Genomic DNA, 6,146 nt, shown 5'->3' with positions numbered 1-6,146 from the left:
CGGAGTGGGCGAATCCCAGGCCGTCGCCGGCTCGGGCGATCGCGACGTAGCGGCCTGCGAACCAGGTCAGCGCGTCGAACGCGACCGCGACGTCCCCGTCGAACGTGGGCCCGAAGCCGCCCTGCTGCCACTCGCCGCTGAGGCCGTCGGCGCGGTAGGCGACCGGCTGCACCTGACCATCGCTCCACTCGATCGATCCCAGCACGACGACCGGGCCGTCACCGGACGAGACGACTTCCTCCAGGGCGGTGACCCGGCTCGCTGCTGACCGGCCGCCAGTGGGGACGGGCAGGTCGATGCGGGCCCAGACCGCCCCGTCCTCCGACGTCCAGACCTTCGGCAGGCCGTCGACCTGGCCGGTGGCGACGAACGCCTCCGCGACGGTGGTGACGTCGCCGATCGTGCACGACGCCTCCCCGCACAGGTCGACGGCGACCCGCTCCCAGCGGTCCAGCTGCGCGGCGCGCCAGATGGCGGCCTGGTCGCCGTGCTCGCCGTCGCCCCCCACCGCGACCGCGACCCCGTTGGCCACCGCGAGTCCCGTGATCACCTGCTCGCCGGGACCGCCGAACAGCCCCTGGGGGTCGGGGACCCGCCGCCAGGTCCCCGTCGGCACCCCCGCACCGTCCCCGCCCGGGGACGGGCTCGTGTCGGCGAACGGCGGCTGGTCGATGATCACCCCCCGGTCGACCAGCCGGGGCACGACCACGACCGCCGCGACCGTGGCCGCGGCGGTCGCTGCCGCGACGGCCGCCAGCCCCCACCGGCGTCTCGGCCGGGTGGTGATGCGGGCGTACAGCCGGTCGCCGTCGACCGCGTCGACCTGCTCCAGCAGCGCGGTGGTCGCTCGGCGCATGCGCTCGTCGAGGTTCATGGCGCACCCTCCTCGGGGCTGGTCAGCGGCACTCCCAGCCGGCGGGCCAACGCCCGACGTCCCCGGTGCAGGTGCGCCTTGGCGGTGCCCTCTGCACAGCTCATGGCAGCCGCAAGTTCCGCGACCGGCAGGTCGTGGACGTAGTGCAGGATCAGTGCCTCGGCCTGGCGGTTGGGGAGGCGGCGCATCTCGGCCCACACCACGTCGTCGTGCGCCGACGGGACGCTGGCGACGTCGTGACGCATGCCGCGCAGCCGCAGCATCGCCCGGGCCTCGGCCCCCAGCCGTCGGAACCGTGACGCGGCGAGGTTCGCGGCGACCGTCCGCAGCCACGCCGCGGGTCGCTCGTAACGGCCGACCCGGTCCCAGTCCCGGTAGGCGCGGGTGAACGCCTCCTGGAGCAGTTCCTCGGCGACCCACCGGTCGCCCGTTCGTGCCAGCAGCAACGCGTAGGTGCTGCGGAACTCGGCGTCGTAGAAGCGCCGGAAGGAACTCTCGTGGGTCTCCTCGGCCACGTCCCCCGTCGCCCCCGCGGTCCTTCGTCGGCCGGCCGCTCCCGCCGTGGCCATGCATCCTCCCTCAGACTGCACTGCAAGGAGAACGCACGACGCGGGGTGCGGGTTGACACGGGTTCACGTCCGGCGAGGGATCGAGAGGCACGAGGTCCACCGGACGGCGCCCCAACTCGACAGCAGCTACGGGGCGGTTCACAGCACCTCAACAGCACGGACACGGACTTCCCGAAGTCGCCGCTAGTGATCACGGCTGGCGTGTCACCCGGCCGCGCTACGGCCCCCGTTGCGACCGGCGGGTGGCCAGCCACACGACCGATCCGCTGCTCAGCAGGATGACGCCGCCGACGACCGCAACGAGAGGGAGAGTGAACGCCAGCAGTGCGCACAACGCGACGCCGAGTCCAGCGAGCCACCTCGGCCAGCGGCGCTCAGCCGAGGACAGCGTCCACGCCGAGGCGTTGGCGAGCGCGTAGTAGGTCAGGACCGCGAAGGAGCTGAACCCGATGGCGCCCCGCAGGTCCGCGACGAGGACGATCGCGGACACGAGCACCGCGGTGGTCACCTCGGCTCGGTGGGGGGTCCGGTGGGTGGGGTGCACGGCGTCGAGGTAACTCGGAAGCTCTCGGCGGCGGGCCATGGACAGAGTCGTGCGGCTAACGCCGGCCAGCAGCGAGAGCAGCACCCCGGCTGACGCGACCGCGGCGCCGACTCTGACGATGGGTGCGGCTGCCGCCCAGCGCCCTGCCTCCACGGCGGTGGCCAGGGGAGCGGGCGCGTCGGCGAGGGTGTTCGCTCCGCCGGTCAGCAGGGCGGACCCGAGCACGATCGCGTAGATGGCCACGACGAGCCAGAGCGCGATCGGGATGGCCTTCGGGATGGTGGTCTCGGGGTCGCGGACCTCCTCGCCGAGGGTGGCCAGCCGTGCGTAGCCGGCGAAGGCGAAGAACAGCAGGCCGCCGGACCGCAACACGCCCCAGACACCGCCGGCAGCCGCGGTGTCGAGGTTGTCAACCGACGCTCGTCCACCGAGCAGCGTCGCGGCGACGACGACGGCAAGGGCGGCGAGCACGATCGTGACGATGATGCGCGTCAGACGGGCGGTCTTCTCCACGCCGCGGTCGTTCACCGCGGTCATCACGACGACCGCCGTGACGCCGATGGGCCGGGCTAGGTCGGCGTGGACGTAGGCGCCGAACGTCAGCGCGATGGCGGCCAGGCTGGCGGTCTTGCCAACGACGAAGCTCCACCCAGCCAGGAAGCCCCAGTAGTTGCCGAGGCGCTCACGTGCGTAGACGTAGGTGCCGCCGGACTCGGGGTAGACGGCCGCCAGCTGGGCTGACGAGGTGGCGTTCGCGTACGCGACAAGTGCGGCGAGGGCGAGGCCGGCCAGCATCCACGTTCCCGCGGCAGCCGCCGCGGGGCCGGGCGCGGCGAACACGCCGGCGCCGATCATCGCGCCGAGGCCGATGGTGACCGCGTCGGCGGTGGACAGGCGCCGATCGAGCTCCTGTGATCGGCGGGTCGTCATCCGGGTGCTCGTCGGGGACGGCGGTGCGCCAGCGGATCGACACGATGAGACGGGGTTCGGCAACCGCGCCGCGTTCGCGGCTCAGCGCCTCAACGAGGCGACGGATAGGCGCCGCCGCCGGGCGCCGTATCGGGCTCGGGATCGGCGCTGGCCTGTGGGGGTGGGTCTGCGTGGGGCTCCTTGTCGGAGCCGCGACCCGGGTGGGGTTCAGGCGGGCCGTTCCGCTTCCGGCGGTCGTCTGGCGCCAGCTGCGAGGAGCCACCGTCATTTGGCGCCGGCTCGGACACCGATGGCGGTGGGGCGCCCGGCTGGGAGATCGGTGCGGCACCCGAGGGCGGCGGCGTCCCCGACGTCGAGCCGACATCCGCGGACGGTGCTGTGGCCGACGAGCCGGTACCCGCCGACGGTGGTGTGCCGGACGACGTCGCGCCGGACGGAGCCGCCGCCGTCGTCCCGCGGGCACCGGCTCGGCTGTTGTCGACGCCGCTCGGCGTCCACGACGCGGCGTCACCCACCGTCGGGCGATCCTGCTGGTCGGCGGGGTCTGACGACGTCTCGGCGCTGTCGTCATCGGCCTCGAGGACGGTGTGGATCTCGGCGGCCGCGCGACGACCGTCCATCCGTGTCGAGGACGACACGTCAGCGACGACCGGTGGGAGGTCGCTGACCCCGGCGGTGCGGGGCGCCGCGGTGGTCTGGGGCAGAAGCCCCAAGACCAGCGTGGCGGTCGCGATCGCCGTCACAGCGACCCCGGCCGTGGCGCTGGTGTTGGCGAACGCGGGGCGCGCGACATGGCTGATGTTGCGCAACAGCGGGACGCCGGACAACCACGCCAGCGGCCCGGCGACGCGCTGCAGCCGCGGGATCGACAGGCTCAGGAAGGCACGGACCACGTCGGGGTCGAAGTGGGCGCCGGCGCACCGCGTCAGCTCCTCGCGGGCGGCGGCCACCCCCATCGGCGCGCGGTACGTCCGGTGACCGGTCATCGTCTCGAACGCGTCTGCGACCGACACGATGCGGGCGGCGAGCGAGATCTCCTGCCCGGCGAGACCGCCCGGGTAGCCGCTGCCGTCGAAGCGCTCGTGGTGCTGGCGGATCGCCTGGCCCCACTCACCGAGCCAGGGCAGCAACCCCGCGGCGATGTCGGCCCCGTGGTCGGGATGGCGGCGGATGACCTCCCACTCCTCGGCGTCCGGCTCCCCGTCCTTGTTCAGTGTCTGGGCGGGGACGGTGAGCTTGCCGATGTCGTGCAGTAGCGCGGCCCAGCGCAGCCGGTCGAGGTCGTCACCGACGATGCCGAGCTCCCGGCCGAGCACCTCGGCGTAGGCGCGGACCCGTTCGGAGTGCCCGCGCGTGCTGCGGTCGTGGCTGCTGAGGTTCGCCATCAGGGCCAAGATGGTCGCCGCCGCGGGGTTGGCGTCGTCACCGTCGGCCGTTTGGTCTGCGGCCAGGGTGCGCAGTTGACGGACGCCTCCCGAGCGCAGTGCCAGGCGGAAGCGGTCCGGAGCTTCTCCGGGGAACAGCAGCGACAGGTCGAGCAGGTACGACAGGGGGAGCAGGCGACGTGCCAGCCGTTCGACAAGCCACAACGTGGCCAACGCGGCTGCTGCCAGTGCCAACCACGCCAGGACGATCCCGAAGATCGTCGCTGGCCGGGGCAGGAGCCCCGCGAGGGTCCACGACGTGAGCACGGCGACCACGACCGGGCTGGCCAGGACGGTGCCACGCAACAGCCTGGCGGCGACGGGGCGTCGCCGCCAGCGGTGGGTTCCAGCAGCCCCCGTTTGTTCCCCTCCGGGTCGTCATCCACACGATACGTCATCGTCGCCGTTCGTGTGGCCGAAACGACGGAAAGTTCCCGACTGCGCGTTCACGGTCGCGTGGCCGTCAGCACTAGGTGGGCGCGGTGGACGCCGGTCGGGATGAAACGCCGGCGATGTCGACGCCGGTGGCGTCTGGGCGTGGGAGCCGGCACAGCGCGATCAGGTCCAGGCTCGCGTCGAGTGCATCATCACGGAGCTCGAACCACGACGCATCGACGCGGTGGACCAGTCGACGAACGCCTGCCGGCCACGACTCGGGTGGGCTGCCCGCCAGCACGTGTGGGACGGCGTCGCGGAGCATCCGGTCGGCCGTCTTCAGCAACGTGCCGTGGTGGACGCCGAGCAGGCATCCGACGTGGAAACCGGCTTCGGTCAGCGCGGCCCGCAGCTCATCGGCCGTGAACTCGCGGGCGTGAAAGGGGTTGACGGGGGTGTCGGACGGTGTGAACGTCAGCCGGTTGGGTGTGGACACGACCAGCTCACCGCCCGGCCGCAGCACGCGGCGCAGGCTGGCGAGGAACGCCTCGACGTCCCAGACGTGCTCGATGACCTGGAGGGAGACGACCAGGTCGACGCTGTCGTCGGGTAGCGGAAGGTCGCTGAGCTCTGCCTCGACCGCCTCGACCTGCGGGTAGCGGCGGGCGACGTGGGCCACGACCTGCGGGTCGACGTCGACGGCCACGACCCGGGCCGCACCGGCTGCGGCGAGCGCCGCCGCGCCGTATCCCTCGCCGCAGCCCGCATCCAGGACAGCCAGGCCCGGTGCCTTGGCGGCCGCCAGCCGGTAGGCAACGACGTGCCGCTCGAACCAGTACCGCTCGTCCGCCACGTCGGGGACGGTGCGTTCGCCGGTCACGGTCAGCAGGGGCAAGGTGGTGGTCATGGCCGTCCTCGGGCGCTCTCCGGGATTTGACGGTCCCATGGTGCGAACGGTAGCAAGCGCGGTGCGCCCGAGCCGCAACCGGCGCGTGAGTCCCCATGCGTCCGTCAGCAACCGGTCACCACGGCGCGACGGAAGTAGCGTCAGCCATCTTCAGGTGAGGAAGGATGTCGGTGAAAGTCATCGTCGCCGTCAAGCGGGTCCCCGACACCGCCGGCGAGAAGCCTCTCGATCCCGACGACCGCACCCTCGACCGTGACGCGGTCGACTCGGTGCTGTGCCCGATGAACGAGTACTCCATCGAGGAGGCGGTTCGGCTCAAGGAGCGGCATGGGGCCGAGCTGCGGGCTCTGCTGATGGGACCTGACAACGCCCAGTCGGTGATCCGCAAGGCGCTGTCGTACGGGCTCGACTCCGCCGTCCACATCAGCGACGCGGCCATCGCGGGATCCGACGCGATCGCGACCGCGAAGGTGATCGCGGGAGCGCTCCGCCACGAGGAGTTCGACCTCGTGCTGATGGGCGC

6 protein-coding genes are annotated in these 6,146 nt (G+C 72.6%); 1 reads left to right on the top strand and 5 read right to left on the bottom strand.

What is annotated here, in order from left to right:
- The 5 genes from M3N57_03515 to M3N57_03495 form a co-directional block, all read right to left on the bottom strand.
- A partial coding sequence (locus M3N57_03515; protein ID MDP9021765.1) for a hypothetical protein occupies positions 1-874 on the bottom strand: 874 nt, incomplete at its 3' end.
- Complete coding sequence (locus M3N57_03510) at positions 871-1,443, bottom strand: sigma-70 family RNA polymerase sigma factor (protein ID MDP9021764.1); 573 nt, start codon at positions 1,441-1,443, stop codon at positions 871-873. The genes M3N57_03515 and M3N57_03510, both read right to left, overlap by 4 nt.
- A 217-nt stretch (positions 1,444-1,660) precedes the next feature.
- Positions 1,661-2,917, bottom strand: a complete 1,257-nt coding sequence (locus M3N57_03505) for an amino acid permease (GenBank protein MDP9021763.1) — start codon at positions 2,915-2,917, stop codon at positions 1,661-1,663.
- 89 nt (positions 2,918-3,006) lie between these two features.
- The gene (locus M3N57_03500) at positions 3,007-4,647 is read right to left on the bottom strand and encodes an HD domain-containing protein (GenBank protein MDP9021762.1); all 1,641 of its coding nucleotides are present in this window, start codon (positions 4,645-4,647) and stop codon (positions 3,007-3,009) included.
- 163 nt (positions 4,648-4,810) lie between these two features.
- Positions 4,811-5,623, bottom strand: coding sequence for a methyltransferase domain-containing protein (locus M3N57_03495; GenBank protein MDP9021761.1), 813 nt, complete (start codon positions 5,621-5,623; stop codon positions 4,811-4,813).
- Positions 5,624-5,787: 164 nt separating this feature from the next.
- Between M3N57_03495 and M3N57_03490 the strand changes: the two genes are divergently transcribed.
- The coding region (locus M3N57_03490; protein MDP9021760.1) for an electron transfer flavoprotein subunit beta at positions 5,788-6,146 on the top strand (359 nt) is incomplete at its 3' end.

This window comes from Actinomycetota bacterium, assembly GCA_030776725.1.
GTDB lineage: Bacteria > Actinomycetota > Nitriliruptoria > Nitriliruptorales > JAHWKO01 > JAHWKW01.
Note: the sequence above shows the minus strand (reverse complement) of the source record. Positions and strands in the feature narration are given on the sequence as shown.